At 61.1% G+C, this 17,260-nt stretch carries 16 protein-coding genes; 6 read left to right on the top strand and 10 right to left on the bottom strand.

Annotated elements, in window-relative coordinates; translation table 11 throughout:
• Both AB5Y51_RS10940 and AB5Y51_RS10935 read left to right on the top strand, forming a co-directional pair.
• Positions 1-2,484 (top strand): Ig-like domain-containing protein (locus AB5Y51_RS10940; protein WP_368178431.1); only part of this gene is annotated, 2,484 nt, incomplete at its 5' end.
• Positions 2,485-2,787: 303 nt separating this feature from the next.
• Positions 2,788-5,076, top strand: a complete 2,289-nt coding sequence (locus AB5Y51_RS10935; protein ID WP_368178430.1) for an Ig domain-containing protein — start codon at positions 2,788-2,790, stop codon at positions 5,074-5,076.
• Positions 5,077-5,190: 114 nt separating this feature from the next.
• On the opposite strand, the gene AB5Y51_RS10930 is transcribed toward AB5Y51_RS10935, so the two are convergent.
• Positions 5,191-5,652 carry a GNAT family N-acetyltransferase gene (locus AB5Y51_RS10930; RefSeq protein WP_368178429.1) on the bottom strand — a complete coding sequence of 154 codons (462 nt, stop codon included), beginning with the start codon at positions 5,650-5,652 and terminating at the stop codon, positions 5,191-5,193.
• 377 nt (positions 5,653-6,029) lie between these two features.
• On the opposite strand from AB5Y51_RS10930, the gene AB5Y51_RS10925 reads away from it, so the two are divergent.
• A complete protein-coding gene (locus AB5Y51_RS10925; RefSeq protein WP_041211694.1) occupies positions 6,030-6,242 on the top strand; it encodes a hypothetical protein in 213 nt (70 codons plus the stop codon).
• Between the two features lie 200 nt (positions 6,243-6,442).
• Positions 6,443-6,904, top strand: coding sequence for a hypothetical protein (locus AB5Y51_RS10920; RefSeq protein WP_323912765.1), 462 nt, complete (start codon positions 6,443-6,445; stop codon positions 6,902-6,904).
• A gap of 72 nt (positions 6,905-6,976) precedes the next feature.
• Here AB5Y51_RS10920 and AB5Y51_RS10915 read toward each other — a convergent pair whose 3' ends face one another.
• From AB5Y51_RS10915 to AB5Y51_RS10900, 4 genes are all read right to left on the bottom strand, one after another.
• Positions 6,977-7,612, bottom strand: coding sequence for an FMN-binding negative transcriptional regulator (locus AB5Y51_RS10915; protein ID WP_368178428.1), 636 nt, complete (start codon positions 7,610-7,612; stop codon positions 6,977-6,979).
• A gap of 235 nt (positions 7,613-7,847) precedes the next feature.
• Positions 7,848-8,372 (bottom strand): DUF4865 family protein, encoded by a 525-nt coding sequence (locus tag AB5Y51_RS10910; protein ID WP_368178427.1) that lies wholly within the window; start codon positions 8,370-8,372, stop codon positions 7,848-7,850.
• Positions 8,369-8,761, bottom strand: coding sequence for a tautomerase family protein (locus AB5Y51_RS10905; protein WP_368178426.1), 393 nt, complete (start codon positions 8,759-8,761; stop codon positions 8,369-8,371). Before AB5Y51_RS10905 ends, AB5Y51_RS10910 begins: the two co-directional genes overlap by 4 nt.
• Positions 8,752-9,078, bottom strand: a complete 327-nt coding sequence (locus tag AB5Y51_RS10900) for a carboxymuconolactone decarboxylase family protein (RefSeq protein ID WP_010675684.1) — start codon at positions 9,076-9,078, stop codon at positions 8,752-8,754. The genes AB5Y51_RS10905 and AB5Y51_RS10900 overlap by 10 nt, the downstream gene beginning before the upstream one ends.
• Before the next feature lie 96 nt (positions 9,079-9,174).
• Between AB5Y51_RS10900 and AB5Y51_RS10895 the strand changes: the two genes are divergently transcribed.
• Complete coding sequence (locus AB5Y51_RS10895; protein ID WP_368178425.1) at positions 9,175-10,068, top strand: LysR substrate-binding domain-containing protein; 894 nt, start codon at positions 9,175-9,177, stop codon at positions 10,066-10,068.
• 106 nt (positions 10,069-10,174) lie between these two features.
• On the opposite strand, the gene argH is transcribed toward AB5Y51_RS10895, so the two are convergent.
• The 5 genes from argH to argC form a co-directional block, all read right to left on the bottom strand.
• Entirely contained in the window at positions 10,175-11,560 is a 1,386-nt protein-coding gene (gene argH, locus AB5Y51_RS10890) for an argininosuccinate lyase (protein WP_368178424.1), read from the bottom strand.
• Between the two features lie 202 nt (positions 11,561-11,762).
• Positions 11,763-12,998, bottom strand: coding sequence for an argininosuccinate synthase (locus tag AB5Y51_RS10885; RefSeq protein WP_010675687.1), 1,236 nt, complete (start codon positions 12,996-12,998; stop codon positions 11,763-11,765).
• A gap of 56 nt (positions 12,999-13,054) precedes the next feature.
• The gene (locus AB5Y51_RS10880; RefSeq protein WP_010675688.1) at positions 13,055-13,972 is read right to left on the bottom strand and encodes an ornithine carbamoyltransferase; all 918 of its coding nucleotides are present in this window, start codon (positions 13,970-13,972) and stop codon (positions 13,055-13,057) included.
• Between the two features lie 25 nt (positions 13,973-13,997).
• On the bottom strand, positions 13,998-14,777 hold the full coding sequence (argB, locus tag AB5Y51_RS10875) for an acetylglutamate kinase (RefSeq protein ID WP_010675689.1): 780 nt from the start codon (positions 14,775-14,777) through the stop codon (positions 13,998-14,000).
• A gap of 23 nt (positions 14,778-14,800) precedes the next feature.
• A complete protein-coding gene (gene argC, locus AB5Y51_RS10870) occupies positions 14,801-15,808 on the bottom strand; it encodes an N-acetyl-gamma-glutamyl-phosphate reductase (protein ID WP_010675690.1) in 1,008 nt (335 codons plus the stop codon).
• A gap of 261 nt (positions 15,809-16,069) precedes the next feature.
• Between argC and argE the strand changes: the two genes are divergently transcribed.
• A complete protein-coding gene (gene argE / locus AB5Y51_RS10865) occupies positions 16,070-17,215 on the top strand; it encodes an acetylornithine deacetylase (RefSeq protein ID WP_039040568.1) in 1,146 nt (381 codons plus the stop codon).
• Positions 17,216-17,260: the final 45 nt, after the last annotated feature.

Here is a 17,260-nt window from a genome sequence, read left to right as displayed (position 1 = left end):
GGCGTCTCCGCAGGAACCGTCACCATCACTGCCTCCGGTGAAGCCAATGGCCAATCCTTCAGCGCGACGGCCGAGGTGACCATCACCCATGCCGTTGTGGCCCAGCTACAGATCACCCCCGCCGTTTCTTCTCTGCCGGTTGGCTTGAGTGAACAGCTCACAGGGGAAGTCATTCTGTCCGATGGCCAAGTGCTGGATGTCACCGCTGACGACCTTGTGAGCTGGCGCTCCAGCGACCCGGCCGTCGCCACCATCAGCAGCAGTGGCACCGACAAAGGCAGGGTGACCGGCGTGTCCGCAGGAACCGTCACCATCACCGCCTCCGGTGAGGCCAATGGCCAGCACTTCAGCGCCACCGCCGAGGTGACCATCACGGATGCCGTCGTGACCCGGGTACAGATCACCCCCGCCGTTTCCTCTCTGCCCGTTGGCTTGAGTGAACAGCTCACAGGGGAAGCCCTTCTTTCCGATGGTCAGGTGCTGGATGTCACCGCTGACGACGTGGTGAGCTGGCGCTCCAGCGACTCGGCCGTTGCCACCGTCAGCAACAGTGGCGCCGACAAAGGCAGGGTGACCGGTGTCTCCGCAGGAACCGTCACCATTACCGCCTCCGGCAAGGCCAATGGCCAGTCCTTCAGCGCGACTGCCGAGGTGACCATTACCCATGCCGTCGTGACCCAGCTACAGATCACCCCCGCCGTTTCTTCTCTGCCGGTTGGCTTGAGTGAACAGATCACAGGGGAAGCCCTTCTTTCCGATGGTCAGGTGCTGGATGTCACCGCTGACGACGCCGTGAGCTGGCGCTCCAGCGACCCGGCCGTCGCCACCATCAGCAGCAGTGGCGCCGACAAAGGCAGGGTGACCGGCGTGTCCCCAGGGACTGTCACCATCACAGCTTCCGGTGAGGCCAATGGACAGCACTTCAGCGCGACTGCCAAAGTGACCATTACCAAGGCAGTTGTGGCGGAAGTACAAATCACCCCCACCGTCTCCACCCTGCCAGCAGGCTGGAGTGAACGGCTCACAGGGAAAGTCACTCTGTCCAATGGTCAGGTGCTGGATGTCACCGCTGACGACGCCGTGAGCTGGCACTCCAGCGATCCTGCCATCGCCACTATCCATAGCAGTGGTCCCGACAAAGGCATGGTGACCGGCGTGTCCCCAGGGACCGTCACCATCACAGCTTCCGGTGAGGCCAATGGCCAGCACTTTAGCGCGACAGCCAAGGTGACCATTACCAGTCTCGTCGTGACCCAGGTACAGATCACCCCCGCCGTTTCCTCCTTGCCGATTGGCTTGAGTAAACAGCTCAAAGGAGAAGCCCTTCTGTACGATGGCCATCAGTCGATGCTGCTGCTGGATGTCACCGCTGACGATGCCGTGAGCTGGAGCTCCAGCAATCCGGCCGTTGCCACCATCAGCAGCAGTGGTCCCGACAAAGGCGTGGTGACCGGCGTATCGACGGGCACTGTCACCATCACCGCCTCCGGTGAGGCGAATGGTCAGCACTTTAGCGCCACCGCCGAGGTGACCATCACCCACGCCGTCTTGACCCAGGTTCTAATCACCCCCACCGTTTCCGCCCTGCCTGCAGGCTTGAGTGAACAACTCAAAGGAGAAGCCCTGTTCTCAGATGGCCAGGTATTCGACTTCACCACTGATATCGCCGTGAGTTGGAGTTCCAGCAACCCGGCCATCGCCACCATCAGCAGCAGTGGTCCAGACAAAGGCATGGTCACCGGCGTATCGGCAGGCAACGTCACCATCACCGCCTCCGGTGAGGTCAACGGCCAGCCCTTCAGCGCCACCGCCGAGGTGACCATTACCCATGCCGTCGTGACCCAGGTTCAAATCTCCTCCACCATTTCCACCCTGCCTGTAGGCTTGAGTGAACTGCTCAAAGGGGAAGCCATACTCTCTGATGGCAAGGTACTCGATGTTACTGCGGATAACGCTGTGAGCTGGAGTTCCAGCAACCAGGCTGTAGCCACCATCAGCAGCAGTGGCGCCGACAAAGGCATGGTGATCGGCGTGTCTGCCGGGACTGTTACCATTACCGCCTCCGGTGAGGTCAATGGCCAACATTTCAGCGCCACCGCAGAAATAGAAGTAGAAGAGGTGGCTCTTTTACCGTTTTTCACAACTCCTGACACCATCAAGCGTAATTTGCGGAATGCCGATGCCTATTGTAAAGGACTGAACCCCGCATATCGCCTGCCAACCATATACGAGCTGGAAAATCTATTTATTCAGAGCACTTCTGCCACGGCTACCGGTCAGCCCAATTCAGAGATGTGTAGTGTTCACGGGTGGCCCCTGGGCAATCCCCATCAGTGTGGTGGTACTACCAGCTACTACTGGACCTGGGCCCGCAATACAACGGGGATACTCAGTCACCACAGCAAACACATGGGTAGCGGCAACACCAACTACGCCAGCATCAACAGTGAATACAACGTAACTTGCGTTCGTAAGGACATTTAGCCTTTAACCTGTTGCTGGCGCGCAAGCGCCAGCTATATCCGTGCGCTTGGGCATCTGCAACACAACACCGTCCTGCGCCCCCAGTAAATAAACGTCTCGACAGTGAATAGATTACTGGCGGCCACCATCCGCCAACCAACACCTGGCGATTAACGCCGCTCTGATTGAAATCGTATGTTCTGACTGGGTTTCTAAACACCGCCATCAAAAACATGATTTCCAGCCAGACTGTCACGACGCGCATAAATTCATGTGAGCCCTTCAAGGCTTGCGCCAGAAATATAAACCTGGAGGACTTTACCTATGACAAAGATATTACGGTCATATGTCGCCCTGCTTTTTTCATTTTTATTATTGGGTTGTAGTGGTGGCTCAGAGGATTCCACCCCCGAGACCTCCCCATCGTTAGAACGGATCCATATTGTTGCCAGCCCGGTCAGCACTCGAGGAAGCAGCTCACTCATTCTGGCAAAAGGCAATACCCAGCCCTTTATTGCAACGGGTCATTACGGCGATGGTTCGGTCAAGGATCTGACGAATGAGACAAGCTGGCATTCCAGTGACGACCGGATCGCCACCCTTTCGGCATCCGGTGCACTCACTGCAAGAGACGCGGGGACAACCACCGTCACCGCCAGCCACGATGGCATCATCAGCAACACAATCCAGATCACCGTCACCGATGCCGTCCTCACCGCCATCCAGGTCACGCCGCCAAGCGTGTCGGTCGGCAAAGGCCAGACCCAGCAGCTGACTGCCACCGCCACCTACAGCGACAACACCACGGCCAATGTGACCGGCAGCGTCGCCTGGCTGCCAGCCGACATCACCACGGCCACCGTCTCCACCACTGGTATTCTGACCGGCAGGATTGCGGGCTCCACGGAAGTGACCGCCAGCCTGGATGGCGTGACCAGCAACGCAGTCCTGGTCACCGTCACCGATGCCGTCCTCACCGCCATCCAGGTCACGCCGCCAAGCGTGTCGGTCGCCAAAGGCCAGACCCAACAGCTGACCGCCACCGCCACCTACAGCGACAACACCACGGCGGATATCAGCGGCAATGTCGCCTGGCTGCCAGCCGACATCACCACGGCCACCGTCTCCACCACAGGTCTTCTGACCGGCAGGATTGCGGGCACCACGGAAGTGACCGCCAGCCTGGATGGCGTGACCAGCAACGCAGTCCAGGTCACCGTCACCGATGCCGTCCTCACCGCTATCGAGATCACGCCGCCAAGCGTGTCGGTCAGCAAAGGCCAGACCCAGCAACTGACCGCCACCGCCACCTACAGCGACAACACCACGGCCAATGTGACCGGCAACGTCGCCTGGCTGTCCAATGACACTGCCGCGGCCACCGTGATCAGCGGCCTGCTGACCGGTGTGGAGCAGGGCACCGCGGAAGTGACCGCCAGCCTGGATGGCGTGACCAGCAACACAGTCCAGGTCACCGTCACCGATGCCGTCCTCACCGCTATCGAGATCACGCCGCCAAGCGTGTCGATCGGCAAAGGCCAGACCCAGCAGCTGACCGCCACCGCCACCTACAGCGACAACACCACGGCGGATGTGGCCGGCAACGTTGCCTGGCTGTCCGATGACACCGCCGCGGCCACCGTGATCAGCGGCCTGCTGACCGGTGTGGAGCAGGGCACCGCGGAAGTGACCGCCAGCCTGGATGGCGTGACCAGCAATACCGTCCAGGTCACCGTCACCGATGCCGTCCTCACCGCCATCCAGGTCACGCCGCCAAGCGTGTCGGTCGGCAAAGGCCAGACCCAGCAGCTGACCGCCACCGCCACCTACAGCGACAACACCACGGCGGATGTGACCGGCAGCGTTGCCTGGCTGTCCGATGACACCGCCACGGCCACAGTGATCAGCGGCCTGCTGACCGGTGTGGAAGAAGGCACCACAGAGATCAGTGCCAGCCTGGATGGCGTGACCAGTGACAGGGTGACAGTCAATGTCGTCGTCACCCCTCTTTTCGGGGAGTTTAAAGATGTTTTCGTCAATGACTTCACGTTTGCGGTCGATGCCGGGTTCCCGGCCACGGGGTTTGATGGGGCAGAATTTACCCTGAATACCCCCAGTGCGCCGAGTGATTACACCTGGAGCAGTGATGCCCCATGGGTCTCTGTGGATAGCAGTGGCACAGTGAGCTTTATATCTCGGGGTAATGCCGCACCGGTGACGATTACTGCAACCCCCATCTCGGGCGGGGAGCCTCTGGCCTATACCTTCGCAATAACCCATTGGTTCCACGGCAACGGTAGTGAAAAGTTAGCAAGGAGTGCTGCCATCAGCTTGTGCAATACACTAGAACTCCCGTTGTTCAAATGGAACATCCCCCATTACTCATTATTAAATGTAAGAACTCATACTCGAGGAAACATAGGACAGCTCTGGTCTGAATGGGGCAATATGCACGTGTATAGTAACGCCGCCTTCCCTTTAAGGACTTACTACTGGGCAAAAGGATCAGGAACAAGCGTCAATTATCTTGTCAATTTAGGGTTAAATGGTTGGTTCGACAATACAACATCAAATACTGACGAATACGGTGTGATCTGCCACATGGAATTATAGGATATCAATACAAAGCAATATAAACCGCCACCACCTTTTGGTGGCGGCCTTATCTAGCTGCAACAAGAGCAAGAAGTAGTTTTTATACTTCAGTTGGCTAACAACATATCGCCCTCAAATAATCGTTGAGTCATCCAGCCTATCCCACTCATATTCAACATAAGCGTCGCCTTCTACCTTCCCGCCGGTCGTCACAAAGGTCTGTCGTGCGGCTTTATTTCCCATATCGGTCCCGGCCCAAACCAGTCTGACACCATCGCGCGTGCAGCAGGCAATCAGGGAATTGACCAACCCTTTTCCTATGCCACGCCCTCTTTTTTCATCCATCACCTCAATATCATAAAGATACGCCAGGTGCCCCCCGGTTCTCACGTCGGGGAAATGGTACGCACTGAGCAGCCCGACAGGCTCATCGTCATGCAAGGCAACCAGCAGATAACAGCGCTCATCGGAAATAGCGGCGGCAATATCCTCCAGAGAGGCTTTTTCTGCCCCCTCACCTGTTTCAGCAAGCAGTATGGATAATGCCTTGAACCAGATATTTTCGTCACCGCGCGCCAGTCTTCTTATTTCCATTGGATGACCTCATGCTGATGCCCGACCTGATATGCATCATCGATATCAGGTGACAGGCATTTATTAAAAGAGGACTCCATCAATAACATACTGAATAATGTGCATGAATGATCGAGCGCACACTTTTCGCGACCATGCCTCCATCTTTACTCGCGGCAAATAACCAACATCATCGCCAGCACACGCCCTGTCCAGTCACGACCGCATGACAGAGGAGCCATCACATTCAGGCATCCTCCTTGACGGAGAGTGGCCCCCTCGGGCAGCCCGGCGTGCACCGAAGACAACCAGGCGGGCATTGCCGCCCAGGGTCGGGTATGAGACAACGACAGCGCGGGAGACAGATCCTCTCGTTCAAATCTTGAAAGGAGTCATTCATGACCATGTGGACAGGTATCGTCCTGATTGTCTTTATCAGCGTGTCGTTCAGCTATCTCACCAAACGCGCCCGCTACCAGATGGGGGATGCCCGCATTACCGACCGTCTCGGCAAGCAGGACATGATCATCAAGGAGTTGCAGGAGCGCATCGCCAATCTGGAGGCCATCGTCATCGAGGAGGAGAAGCGCCGCCCGTTCAAGGAGCTCTGATCCGGCAAGCCGGGCGGCAAACCGGCCAGCCCCCGGGCTGCAAGGGTTTGCCGCCGCCCCCGCTCGCACCCGCTCGCCCTCTGCCTGGCAAAAGCGAAATTCACAGCAGGATCAATCCCCTGCCATTTTTCGGTTGAATGATCGCCAAGCTGGCCCGTTCCCTGCTCCGTCATGACATCAGTCGTACGGAGAGTGACATCATGATCGCCATCGGCACCCTGCTTCCCCTCGCCTCCCTTGCCATCAAGCTCGGCAGCAAGCTGCTGGGCGACAGCACGCCGCCCGCCCAGACCGAGCCCGCCGTGCAGGAAGCGCACCTTGCCCCCATGGTGCAGAGCCTGTTCCAGCGCCTCGGCATCCAGGAGGCTGACAGCGAGCAGAACCGCCCCGCCATCAACCACTTCATGGGGGCGCTGACGCAGACCCTGGGTCAGGAATCCTCGGGTCAGCCCCTGCCCCAGGCCATCGATGCCGCCCGCACCCAGTTGGCAGACGGCACCCAGAGCACCCGCCTCGACGCGCTGCAAAACGAGCTCGACACCCTCAAGGACTCCGTGGGCAACAGCGACCTCAACCTCGATCAGCTGCTTTCTGCCTTCAAGCAAACCCTGCCACAGGGCCCGGGGGAAGGCGTCGGCAAGCTGCTCAATGCCAGCGCGTGAGCGGGAGTGGAACCATGAAAAACGGCAACCAGACGGTTGCCGTTTTTGTCGAGCAGCTCCCTGGGTGCCACGCTAGGGCTGTGAAGGGGGCGGGTTCAGCATGGCGCCGGCCAGCGCGGTCTGCCCGCGATCCTGCAGGGCATTGGCCGCTCCCAGGCGATCCGCTGTCTCCTTGTTCTGACCCAGCTTGAACTTGCCGACCAGCCGCTCAATCTCGATCTCTATGCCCACCACGGCCTGCACCATGGTCTCGAGATAGTCTCGCGGCGCATCCGCCATCTTCCAGGGAATGGACTCTCCCGCCTCGTGGGTACGGGTCAGGGTCGCGAGCAGGCGACGCACGAAGCGGGCATCGTCCCTCACCCGGATACGTCCATGGGCGTGCACCACGGCATAGTTCCAGGTGGGCACCTGCTTGTGATGCACCTGCTTGCCCGGATACCAGCTGGGAGAGATATAACCCTCGGCGGCTCTGAAGATCACCAGCACCTCGTCGCCCTCTTTCACCTCCTGCCAAAGCGGGTTGTTGCGGGCCACATGGGCCCGCAGCACACCGTGGGCCCCCTGCCCCCCATCGAACTCGAACGGCAGGTGGTTGGCATCCAGCCCCCCTTCACCACAGGTGATCAGGGCCCCCAGGGGGTGCGCCTGCATCAGCTGGTGCAGCGCCTCGGGGTCGGTAACGGCGAAATGGGGTGGCAGGTACATGGGAACTCCTTGATCCGGTTGACGCGTCCATACGCATTGCAGCGGGATCATGCCCTGCCCGGCACGGGCCGTCACCCTGAATGTGCCCCACTGAGCCAGTTCATTGCCGCAGGTGGCCGCAATGCCACATCATCATCCGCAAGCGCGATATAACACCCTATGTTCACGATGCGAATATCACTTTCACAGCCCAAGTGAATGGAAAAACAACATAAATAACAAAGATAATTCCGCTTTACACCCCACCCCCCTTCGCCAGATAGCCGACACGGTAGATCTCGCCCCCGCCAGGCAAGGGCGATGAGAGGGACGGGAGAAAATCCGCCTCCAGCCATTCCCATCGGGTGAGATCCCAGCCGCTCACCATGGCCTCGCCGTGCAGGTCGGCCAGCTGGTCGTGGGAAGCGACCTTGGTGCGCCGCAGCCTGGCCATGCAAGCCCCGTCGAGGGAGGCCGGATCCGGCGCCCGCAGCAGATGCCAGGTCTCGATGCGGGGCCAGCCGAAATGCCGGGTGAGCGCCGCGAATCCCTCGCTTGCCAGAAATCGGTGCATCGCCTCGGCGCTGTGCCACACATAGAAGGGGGCATAGCGGTTCTCCTGCCCCGGCAGGGCCCCATCGTCCTGACGGCTGTAGAGATAGGCCTTGAACAACAGACCGGGAAAGCCGTCCAGTCTGGCGCCATTGCTGGCGATCCGCTGCTCGATCAGCGCCATGTCGTAGTCTACGGGCAGGGTGAATCGGTAGTGCATGGCGATCATGAGGTCACCTCCTGTCTGAACATCCGGCCCTGGCCGAAACTCCACGCCTCGGCATCGGTCTGCTGGATCACCACCATGAGGTTGTCGGGGTGGATCCCAAGCTCGGCCTCAAGGCGCTCGGCGAGACGTGCATAAAGCCGCTCCCTGGTCGCGGTGCTGCGCACCTTGCCCGCCAGGATCTGGAAGAGGATGAAACCCTGGTCCCGGCGGCCGGTCTGGTAGTGGGGGTCATAGATGAGCGCACTGGCAGGCAAGATCTCGAGGATCTGGAATTTATCCTTCGGCGGCACCTCGAACACCTCCACCAGGGTCTGGTGGTAGAGGGCGCTGAGTTGTTGCAGGTGTGCGTCGCTCATCCCCTCGCACAGGGTGATACGGGTCAGCGGCATGGGGTCACCTCCTCGCGCGGGGGCAGATAGCCCACAGCCGTCACTGCGGCGGGCAAACCGGCGTAGAAGGCAAGATGGGTGAACAGCTCTTCCAGCTCATCCCGGGACAGGCCGTTTTGCCGGGCGAATGCAATATGCCAGGGCAGTTGTTGCACCCGGCCCAGGGACGCCAGGATGGCCAGGGTGATCAGGCTGCGCTCGCGGGCCGAGAGGGTGGGGCGCTGCCAGATATCGCCAAACAGCGTCTCTTCCGCCAGTCGGGCGAGTCGGGGGGCAAGCTGCGCCAGGGTGGCGCGATCGGGAACATCGGGTGTCATGGCAATCTCCTTGGTGGATGACGCCACTCTCCCTCACTGCTACAATTTATAAAATCGAAACATTCAAGACCAATCATCCTGATTATAAGGATAGTTATGTCACCCCTTCCCCCCAGCCTGGATCTCGATGCCCTGCGCAGCTACGTGCTGGGGCTGGAGTGCGGCAGCTTTGCGCTGGCTGCGCAGCGGCTGTGCCGCTCCACCTCGGCAGTCAGCGCCCAGTTGAAAAAACTCGAACAACAGTGCGGCACCAATCTGGTCATGAAGCAGGGACGTCACCTGGTGCCGACAGCCAGCGGTGAGCGCCTGCTGGGCTACGCCAAGCGGCTGCTGGCGCTCAATGACGAAGCCGTGCTCGCCCTCAAAGGGGAACTGCTGCAAGGGGAGATCCGGCTCGGGGTGCAGGAGGACTTCGGTGAATCTTTGCTCCCCGCCGTGCTGGGGCCCCTCTGTCGCCAGCACCCGGCCCTGCGCATGACGACCCGCATCGATCGCAACGGGGCCCTGGTGCAGGGGATCAGGGAGGGCACCCTCGACATGGCTCTCGCCTGGCAGCCACAGGGAGAGCGGGAGGATCTTCCCCTCATCGAGGTGGTGCAACTGGCTTGGATTGCCCACCCCGAGTGGGACCTCGCCCCTTTGCTCGCGCGCGGGGAGCCCCTGCCCCTGGTGCTCTTCGATGCCCCCTGCCTGATGCGGGCACGGGCCATCCGCGCCCTCGACGATGCAGGGATCCCCTGGCGGATCGCCTTCACCAGCCAGAGCCTGGGCGGGATCTGGGCCGCCGTACAGGCCGGGCTCGGGATCACGGTGCGTTCCCCCATCGGCATGCCGGCCAGTCTCGCCCTCCTCGGCGGCGTGCTGCCCTCACCGGGTACCCTGGGGGTGGTGCTGCTCGCCGCCAGCCATGAAGCCGACGAGGCCAGATGCCAGTTGCAACGGCTGCTCACGGACGCCGTGCATCAGGCCAGCGCCGGACACAGGGGCTGAACAGCTTCTGGTCAACGCGCCTCACGGCGCCGAGGCGTGCCCATAAAAAAACGGCAACCCTGGGGTTGCCGTTCTGCCTTCTTGTTCCCATGGCGAGCCGCTTGGCTTAACCCGCCCGTTTGGCCAGCCAGGCCTCGGCGGCGGTGAGGGCTGCCTCTATCTGCTCGCGAGCGACGCCTCCCTTGGCAACCCGCTTGGCCAGAGTCGCTTCCAGCTCCAGGTTCGGGTAAACATCCTCCCCCACCACGGGGCTGAAGCGCTGGAACTCGGGGAGGGAGAGCTCTTCCAGGGGCTTTTTCACCTGGATCGCATAGACCACGGTCTCGCCGACGATATGGTGCGCCTCACGGAACGGGATGCCCTTGGCCACCAGATAGTCCGCCAGCTCGGTGGCGTTGGCGTAACCGCCCTGGGCCGCCGCCTTGGTCCGCTCGCCATTGACCTTCAGATCGATCAGCACCAGCGCCGCCATGTCGAGGCAGTCGTGCCAGGTGTCGAGGGCGTCGAACAGCCCCTCTTTGTCTTCCTGCATGTCCTTGTTGTAGGCCAGCGGCAACGCCTTGAGGCTCATCAGCATGCCCATCTGGGCGCCGACCACCCGGCCGGTCTTGCCACGAATGAGCTCCAGCGCGTCCGGGTTCTTCTTCTGGGGCATCAGGGACGAGCCGGAGGTGACGGCGTCAGACAGCTCAACAAAGCCCGCCTCGCCGGTGTTGTAGAAGATAAGGTCTTCGGCAAAGCGCGACAGGTGGGTCATGGACAGCGACGCCACGTGCATCAGCTCCACCACGTGATCCCGATCGGACACCGAATCCAGGCTGTTGCGGGTGGCGCCGCTAAAGCCCATGTCGAACGCCAGCGCTTCGCGGTCGATGGCATAGGCGGTGCCCGCCAGCGCGCCGCAGCCAAGCGGGCTGGTGTCGAGGCGCTTGAGGGCATCCTGCAGCCGGGAGTAATCCCGCTCCAGCATCTCCACATAGGCCAAGGCCCAGTGGGCGTAGGTGACCGGTTGGGCCCGCTGCAGATGGGTGTAACCGGGCAGCACCGCGGCCTGATTGGCACGGGCGGAGGCGACCAGCCCCTGTTGCAGGGCGGTGATGGAGCCGAGCAGCAGCTCGCCCTGCGCCTTGCACCAGAGTTTCAGGTCGGTGGCGACCTGATCGTTGCGCGAGCGGCCAGTGTGCAGTTTCTTGCCCAAATCGCCGACGGCGGCGATGAGCTGGCTCTCGACCCAGGAGTGAATGTCTTCGGCATCCGAGCTCAGGATCTGCTGGGGATCCTGCTGCACCGAGGCGAGCAGCACTTCCATCGCCTGCTGCAACTTGGCCTGTTCACCCTCGGTCAACACGCCCACCTTGACCAGCGCTTTGGCCCAGGCCATGGAGCCCTGAATATCCTGCTCCGCCAGCCGGTAATCGAACCTCAGCGAATCGTTGAACTGCTTGAACCGGCTATCGGCTCCCTGACTGAAGCGTCCACCCCAAAGTGCCATACTGCTCTCCTTGAATGCGTTGTCGGCGGCGCCTTGCGCCGTCGAACTTGAAATCTTGCCCTGTTTTTCTGCGAGCCTGTTATCTCACAGAAGCGGCCAGGGCGCAGCCGCTCTTGTCACACCCGATGAGGATGGCAAAGGGCCTCTCTGCCTGTAAAAGAGGGGGCCATGCCCCCTCGAATCAACGGGTGATAGCGCTTGTTTAGCCGTGGGTATGGTCGCCACCGATGGCTTGATGCTGCTCTTTCATGGCGCGGATCCGGCTCGCCAGAGTGTAGAGACGGATGAAGCCTTCGGCATGGCTCTGGTCGTACACTTCGTCGGCGCCGAAGGTGGCGAAGTCTTCGGAGTAGAGGCTGTTCGGCGACTTCTTCTGCACCGCGGTGACCTGACCCTTGTACATCTTCAGCACCACTTCACCGTCGAGCTCCTCGGCGATGGCGTTGGCGGAGGCGACAATGGCCTTGCACAGCGGGGTGAACCAGCGACCGTCATACACCAGGTGGGAGAACTCGGCGCCGAGTTTTTCCCGCCAGGCGCGGGTCGGTCTGTCCAGTACCAGCTCTTCCACGGCGCGCAGTGCGGCAACCATCACGGTACCACCCGGGGTCTCGTAGCAGCCACGGGACTTCATGCCCACCATCCGGTTCTCGGTGATGTCGATCCGGCCCACGCCGTGCTTGCCGGCACGCTCGTTCAGGGTGGTCAGGATCTGGTGCGGGCTGAGCGGCTGGTCGTCAACGGCGACCACTTCGCCCTTGGCCACGGTCAGCTTGACGTATTCCGGCTCGTTCGGGGCATCCTCTGCAGAGACGGTCCACTGCCAGACGGCTTCGGACGGCTCGTTCCAGGTGCTCTCCAGCTCGCCACCCTCGGTGGAGATGTGCCAGGCGTTGGCGTCGCGGCTGTAGATCTTCTTCAGGGTCGCCTTGCAGGGAATGTTGCGGGCTTCCAGATAGGCCAGCAGATCTTCCCGGGAACGCATGTCCCACAACCGCCACGGGGCGATCACTTTCAGCTGGGGCGCCAGGGCAGCCACCGCCCCTTCGAACCGCACCTGGTCGTTGCCCTTGCCGGTGCAACCGTGGGAGATGGCATCAGCCCCTTCCGCCAGGGCAGCCTCGACCATCGCCTTGGCGATCACCGGACGGGCCATGGAGGTACCCAGCAGGTAGGTGCCTTCATAGACGGCGCCGGTCTTCAGGGTCGGGTAGACGTACTCTTTGACGAACTCTTCCCGCAGATCCTTGACGATGCACTTGACCGCGCCGGAGGCGATGGCCTTCTGCTCGATCCCTTCCAGATCGTCACGCTCCTGACCCACGTCGGCGACGAAGGCGATGATTTCAGCGTCATAGTGCTCCTTCAGCCAGGGAATGATGGCCGAGGTATCCAGTCCGCCCGAGTAAGCCAGTACGATCTTGTTGATTCCGCTCATTTACTTCTCTCCGTGATGATTCGATAAAAAGGGGTGATTCCGGGTCGGTTGCCGGATTACTTCTGGCCCTGTCCGAACAGGGTCAGCAGCACGGCGTTCTGGATATGCATCCGGTTTTCTGCCTCATCCATGATGAGGGAGGCTGGGCCGTCCATGACCTCCGAGGTGATCTCCAGCTCCCGGTGGGCCGGCTGGCAGTGCAGCACGTGCTGGATGCCGGTCCGATCGAGCAGGGCCTGGTTGATCTGATAAGGCATGAAGATATCTTTTACCTGCTCCATTGGTGTGTTGTCACCCATGGAAACCCAGGTATCGGTATAAACCACGTCAAAGCCTTCGATATCCGCGACATCATCGCTGATATGTATGGTTGCGCCAGATTGAGCTGCCAGCGCCTGGGCCTGCAGGAAGATCTGGGTATCCGGGCCATGGCCTTTCGGGCAGACCAGGGTCACGTCGGTACCGAGGGTCGCCCCCAGCAGCAGCAGGGAGTGGCTCACGTTGTTGCCATCGCCGAGATAGGCCAGCTTCACCTTGGACAGATCGCTGTAGTGCTCGCTGATGGTCATGAAATCCGCCAGCCCCTGGCAGGGGTGGTAGAGGTTGCACAGGCTGTTGACCACAGGCACCGAGCCGAACTCGGCCAGCTCGACCAGGGTCTGGTGATCGAACACCCGGGCGACGATGGCGTCACACCAGCGGGACAGGTTGCTGGCGAAATCCTTCACCGACTCCCGCTTGCCGAGCGCCCCGTTCTGCTGATCCAGATAGACGCTGTGACCACCCAGTTTGGCGATGCCGATGTCGAAGGTGACCCGGGTACGCAGGGAGGGCTTCTCGAACAGGGTGACCACGCTCTTGCCCGCCAGGGCCTGGCTGTATTTCTTCGGATCGGCCTTGACCGCCTTGCCAAGCGCCAGCAGCGCCTCGATCTGGGCCTTGCTTAAATCACTGTCTTTCAGAAGATGTTGCATCGGATTGTCCTTTTCCCGGTGGAGATCAGAGGGTGACCTGGGTGCCGACCGCGCCGCCAGCCAGCAGCTTGAGCAGCTGATCCGGGTAGCGCCAGCTGGCGACACAGACCGGCTTGCCCAGGGTTTCGGCGGCGTGCAGGGCGGCTTTCACCTTGACGGCCATGCCGTCCGTGATAACCCCCTTCTCCATCAGGTCCAGCGCGCTCTGCTTGTCCAGTTGCGGCACCAGCTTGCCCTTGCCATCCAGAATGCCGCTCACATCCGACAGCATCACCAGATCGGCGCCCAGCGCTTCGGCGATGGCGGTGGCCGCCTGATCCGCATTGACGTTCATCATCTGTCCGTCGGCGGTAATGCCGATGGAGCTCACCACCGGCAGGAAGCCCTGCCCCAGGATGCCGGCCACCAGCGCCGGGTTGCCCGGTTTGCAGTCACCGACCGCACCGAGATCCGGATCGAGCTGGGTCACCTGGCACAGACCGCCGTCGGCGAGGCACAGACCCACAGCAGGAATGCCGGTGGAGATGGCCTTGGCCATCATCATCTTGTTGGCGGTCCCGGCCAGGGCACCGGCAATCACGGGGATCTGCTCGAACGGGGTCACCCGCAGGCCGTTCTTCTTGGTGGAGGTCATGCCCAGCCCCTTGAGCAGGTCGTCCACCAGGCAGCCACCACCGTGCACCAGCACCAGAGGACGGTGCTGATCATCCAGGAAGGTCTTCAGGGTGGCGAACAGGGCGGTCAGGGCCTCGTCGTTCTCGATCAGGGCACCACCCAACTTGATTACCAGCGTCTGCTTGTCCATCTTCTCGATCCTTTCTTAAAGCGTTAAATCAGGCCGGTGGCCGGTTCAAAACCAAACTTGATATTTATGCACTGCATGGCTTGCGAGGCGGCCCCCTTGAGCAGGTTGTCGATGGCAGAAACCACCACCAGCATGTTGCCCTGCTGCTGCCAGGCGATGTCGCAGTAGGGCGTGCTCGCCACGCCACGGATGGAGGGCATCTGGCCGGTGAGGCGTACCAGCGGCTTGCCTTCGTAGGCCTTGAGGTAGGCCTGATCCACCTGGGTCGGCGTCACCCCTTCCGCCAGTTGCACATAGATGGTGGCCAGGATGCCCCGCACATAGTTGCCAAGGTGAGGCTGGAACAGCACCTCCTTGCCGAGGTGGTGGCTGATCTCCGGCTGGTGCCTGTGATTGAAGGTGCCGTAGGGATTGAGGCTCACTTCGCAGAAACTGGTGTTGATGGCGGCCTTGCGACCGGCCCCGGAGACGCCGGAAACCGCATTGATGATGGGCTGCCACCCCTGGGCAATCAGCCCGGCCTGTTGCAGCGGCTTGAGAGCGCACAGGGAGGCGGTCGGGTAGCATCCCGGCACGGCAATCAGCTGGGCAGCCTTGACGGCATCGGCATTCCACTCGGCCAGACCGTAGGCGGCCTGCTCCAGCCACTGCTCATTCTCGTGGGTGAAGCCGTAGAAGGAGGAGTAGAACTGCTGATCGTTGACCCGGAAGGCACCGGAGAGATCGAACACCGGCAACCCCTTGGCCAGGAACTTGGGCGCGAGTTCCGCACTCACCTCGTGAGCAGTGGCCAGCACCACCAGATCGGCCTGGGTCAGGATCCGGGTCATGCCGTCTTCGTCCAGGGGCAGCAGCGGCTGATCCAGCTTGCCCACCCACTGGGGATGCAGGGAAGAGAAGCGCTTGTGGGCGTCCTGGCTGCCGGCGGAAACATAGAGGCCGAACAGCTCGAGTTGTGGATGGTTCTGGACCAGAGCGGCCAGTTCGGCCCCCGCGTAGCCACTGGCACCGACGATAACGGTCTTAAGCATGTTTGAGTATTCCAAGTCTGGGTTCGAAATTCACAGCATGGTGCTGCGGTGCAAGGGGTCGGCTATCGCCCCTTTGATGCAACGAGTGCGGAGGGGCAATTCAGGCGGATATGCGTCGTCGGTTACAGATCAGGTGACAGAACATTAACTTTCCCTTACAACTAGAGGCCTTGTCGATGAGCACTCGAACAGAATATTCATGCACTCACTTTGCATTTGTATTTTCTAACAGAAACACTCCGGGGACGCAAGGAGGAGCTGATGGCCAAACTGGATTTTTTTTCACTTTATAAGAATATTATTGCGATTCCCTCTATCAGCAGCACGGATACTCGCTGGGATCAGAGCAACGAGGCGGTGATCCGGCTGCTGGCCGACTGGTTCGGCCAGCTTGGGTTCCAGTGCGAGGTCACGGCCCTGCCGGATCTGCCGGGCAAGTTCAACCTGGTGGCGACCTATGGTCAGGGAGAAGGGGGGCTGCTGCTCGCGGGTCACACGGATACCGTTCCCTTCGATGAAGGAGCCTGGACCAAAGACCCCTTCAAGGTGACCGAAGAGGGCAACCGCCTGTACGGGCTCGGCACCATCGACATGAAGGGCTTCTTCGCCTTTATCGTGGAAGCGCTCAAGGAGGTCGACCTCAAGACCCTGAGCAAGCCGCTGCGCATCCTGGCCACCGCCGATGAAGAGACCACCATGGCCGGGGCCCGCGCCATCGCCGCCGCAGCTGAACTCAAACCCGACTACGCGGTGATCGGTGAACCCACCGGGCTGGTGCCCGTGGTGGCCCACAAGGGCCACATGTCGGAAGCCATTCGCATCACAGGCCGAAGCGGCCACAGTTCGGATCCCGCCAACGGCGTCAATGCCATGGAGATCATGCACAAGGCCATGGGTCAGGTGCTCAGGCTCCAGCAGGATCTGAAGGAAAAGTACGCGGATCACCGCTTCGCCGTGCCCCAGCCCACCCTGAACCTCGGCTACATCCAGGGGGGCGACAGCCCGAACCGCATCTGCGGCTGCTGCGAGCTGCACATCGACATGCGTCCCACCCCGCAGGTGGGTCCCGACGAGCTGATGGGCATGCTGAAAGAGGCGCTCTCCCCCATCGAGATCCACCAGCCCGGCTGCCTGCACCTGCAGCACCTGCACGAACCCATTCCGGCCTATGCCTGCCAGGATGACTCCGAGCTGGTGCGGGAGGCAGAAAAGGCGAGCGGCCGGGCCGCCGAGTCCGTGAACTATTGCACCGAAGCCCCCTTTATCCAGCAGCTGGGTTGCGAGACCATAGTGATGGGCCCAGGCCATATCACCCAGGCCCACCAGCCCGATGAATACCTGGATCTGTCGTTCGTCAAACCGACCACGGCGGTGCTGCAGCACCTGATCCGGCGCTTCTGCGTCTAGCCAAATAGGGATGTAAGTAAGTTACATGACAGGCGCCTTGGGACA

The organism is Aeromonas sp. R7-1 (assembly GCF_040908115.1).
Classification (GTDB): domain Bacteria; phylum Pseudomonadota; class Gammaproteobacteria; order Enterobacterales; family Aeromonadaceae; genus Aeromonas; species Aeromonas caviae.
Note: the sequence above shows the minus strand (reverse complement) of the source record. Positions and strands in the feature narration are given on the sequence as shown.

Bases quoted from the DNA above. Each gene is read 5' to 3' on its own strand.
- AB5Y51_RS10935 (WP_368178430.1), top strand. From the start codon at position 2,788: ATGACAAAGATATTACGGTCATATGTCGCCCTGCTTTTTTCATTTTTA.
- AB5Y51_RS10930 (WP_368178429.1), bottom strand. From the start codon at position 5,652: ATGGAAATAAGAAGACTGGCGCGCGGTGACGAAAATATCTGGTTCAAG.
- AB5Y51_RS10925 (WP_041211694.1), top strand. From the start codon at position 6,030: ATGACCATGTGGACAGGTATCGTCCTGATTGTCTTTATCAGCGTGTCG.
- AB5Y51_RS10920 (WP_323912765.1), top strand. From the start codon at position 6,443: ATGATCGCCATCGGCACCCTGCTTCCCCTCGCCTCCCTTGCCATCAAG.
- AB5Y51_RS10915 (WP_368178428.1), bottom strand. From the start codon at position 7,612: ATGTACCTGCCACCCCATTTCGCCGTTACCGACCCCGAGGCGCTGCAC.
- AB5Y51_RS10910 (WP_368178427.1), bottom strand. From the start codon at position 8,372: ATGATCGCCATGCACTACCGATTCACCCTGCCCGTAGACTACGACATG.
- AB5Y51_RS10905 (WP_368178426.1), bottom strand. From the start codon at position 8,761: ATGCCGCTGACCCGTATCACCCTGTGCGAGGGGATGAGCGACGCACAC.
- AB5Y51_RS10900 (WP_010675684.1), bottom strand. From the start codon at position 9,078: ATGACACCCGATGTTCCCGATCGCGCCACCCTGGCGCAGCTTGCCCCC.
- AB5Y51_RS10895 (WP_368178425.1), top strand. From the start codon at position 9,175: ATGTCACCCCTTCCCCCCAGCCTGGATCTCGATGCCCTGCGCAGCTAC.
- argH (WP_368178424.1), bottom strand. From the start codon at position 11,560: ATGGCACTTTGGGGTGGACGCTTCAGTCAGGGAGCCGATAGCCGGTTC.
- AB5Y51_RS10885 (WP_010675687.1), bottom strand. From the start codon at position 12,998: ATGAGCGGAATCAACAAGATCGTACTGGCTTACTCGGGCGGACTGGAT.
- AB5Y51_RS10880 (WP_010675688.1), bottom strand. From the start codon at position 13,972: ATGCAACATCTTCTGAAAGACAGTGATTTAAGCAAGGCCCAGATCGAG.
- argB (WP_010675689.1), bottom strand. From the start codon at position 14,777: ATGGACAAGCAGACGCTGGTAATCAAGTTGGGTGGTGCCCTGATCGAG.
- argC (WP_010675690.1), bottom strand. From the start codon at position 15,808: ATGCTTAAGACCGTTATCGTCGGTGCCAGTGGCTACGCGGGGGCCGAA.
- argE (WP_039040568.1), top strand. From the start codon at position 16,070: ATGGCCAAACTGGATTTTTTTTCACTTTATAAGAATATTATTGCGATT.